This window comes from Arsenophonus sp. ENCA (assembly GCF_002287155.1).
Lineage (GTDB): Bacteria > Pseudomonadota > Gammaproteobacteria > Enterobacterales > Enterobacteriaceae > Arsenophonus > Arsenophonus nilaparvatae.
On record NZ_NHNG01000637.1, the window covers coordinates 1 to 1,757 of the forward strand.

4 tRNA genes and 2 pseudogenes are annotated in these 1,757 nt (G+C 40.0%); all 6 read left to right on the forward strand.

Going from position 1 to position 1,757, the window contains the following annotated elements:
- A pseudogene (locus tag CBG25_RS16475) lies at positions 1 to 212 on the forward strand (hypothetical protein); the annotation flags it as partial.
- Between the two features lie 19 nt (positions 213 to 231).
- Positions 232 to 459 (forward strand): annotated as a pseudogene (locus CBG25_RS16480) (ROK family protein); the annotation flags it as partial.
- A gap of 505 nt (positions 460 to 964) precedes the next feature.
- Positions 965 to 1,041: transfer RNA gene (locus CBG25_RS16485), tRNA-Met, on the forward strand.
- A gap of 5 nt (positions 1,042 to 1,046) precedes the next feature.
- Positions 1,047 to 1,131 (forward strand) — tRNA-Leu (locus CBG25_RS16490).
- 29 nt (positions 1,132 to 1,160) lie between these two features.
- Positions 1,161 to 1,235, forward strand: a tRNA-Gln gene (locus CBG25_RS16495).
- Between the two features lie 38 nt (positions 1,236 to 1,273).
- Positions 1,274 to 1,348 (forward strand) — tRNA-Gln (locus CBG25_RS16500).
- Positions 1,349 to 1,757 lie beyond the last annotated feature (409 nt).

A 1,757-nucleotide genomic window follows, 5' to 3' on the forward strand; every position in this document is an offset into this window, starting at 1 on the left:
ATCGAGAAGTTAAACAAAATTGTGGTATTGAACGCTGTCAGGCTCGCACGAGCCGAGCGCAAAGAAATCATATTTTTCTCGCTATTTCTGCGTGGTTTGAACAACATAAACGTCGTATATCTGAAAAAATAACCCTTTATCAACAAAATTGGGACGTAATCAAAAATGCTATTGCTGAGCACATCCGTGTTTTATTAGCGTACCCAAATTAGTTTTGTGCGAAACTCGTGTAACCTATTTAATCCGCAAAAAGTCGTCATTGCAGGAGAAATTACAGCAGCTGAAAAAGTTCTCCTACCCGCCGTGCAAAACTGTATCAAAACCCAAGCGCTAAAAGATTTCCGCAATGATTTACCGATTGTTACTTCACAACTGGTACATAATTCAGCTATTGGCGCTTTCGCCTTAACTAAGCGTGTTATGTTAAATGGCGAACTTTTACAACATTTGCTTGAATAGCAATAGCGTTGTAATACATTTATCTATGCTTTGACTAGCGCGAATATAAAGAATTTATTGTGCCACTCACATTTATCTTTTATTTTAATAGACAACAGCAATTATTAATCGCTGCAAACTAGCTGCATAGATATACAATATTACGCGCTAATTTGTTTACTTTTGCCCACTGACAAGTTGCTCAATGGCCATCAACATTTTATCGCAAGATACCAATAAGATGCTTTTGGTTGTTAATGGAAATTACCACTACCATTGAAATAAAAAGCATCGCTTCACTTCATGAGCAAAAATATCTTAACTTAATTAGCTTTTATATTTAACATATCAAGCTATTATTATTTGGCGACAACGTCGTTATTTTTTGTCGATTTTATCGACAAAATGATTACAACCCAAACAAACGGATACTTTTCTGTAGAAATCGTAAAAAAATCAGTTGACGACTCGGGTCGATATACGCATAATTCGCCCGGCAACGCCGATAAAGGTTATGCAAAAAGATGGCTACGTAGCTCAGCTGGTTAGAGCACAGCACTCATAATGCTGGGGTCACAGGTTCGATTCCCGTCGTAGCCACCATATTTGCGGGAGTGGCGAAACTGGTAGACGCACCAGATTTAGGTTCTGGCGCCGCAAGGTGTGCGAGTTCAACTCTCGCCTCCCGCACCATTCTTTATAAAAATTATCTATATTCTCGTTGGGGTATCGCCAAGCGGTAAGGCACCAGGTTTTGATCCTGGCATTCCCAGGTTCGAATCCTGGTACCCCAGCCATATTATAGATTTTAATTATTATATCAATTATCCCCGATTGGGGTATCGCCAAGCGGTAAGGCACCGGATTCTGATTCCGGCATTCCCAGGTTCGAATCCTGGCACCCCAGCCATATAATTCAAGGAGTTATAGAACTCGCCATTTACAAAAAGAATATAAAAAGAATATCCAGTAAGAATATTTTTACTCACAATAACTAAAAATTACCTACAAAATACCCATTGACGAAAGAAGAAATCATGCGCTATAGTTTATTTGCATCTGCAAAATCAGATGTCGGGATTGACCTCTCGCAGAGAAAACCGCGACATATCACACGCCGCGAGCGTGTTTTTTAATGTCGTAATCTAGCCACAATTCAATGGTGGGCTGGATGGGGCAATCGAAAGGTTGGCCGGTTGGTTTTCCCGGTAAGGTCAACCCTGTTCAGTTCACCACCCAAGATTGACCTCAACGGTGGTGAGTAAATTTAGAAAACCATCGGAGGTCTTATGACACTTCAATTATCTACTATTAATCCA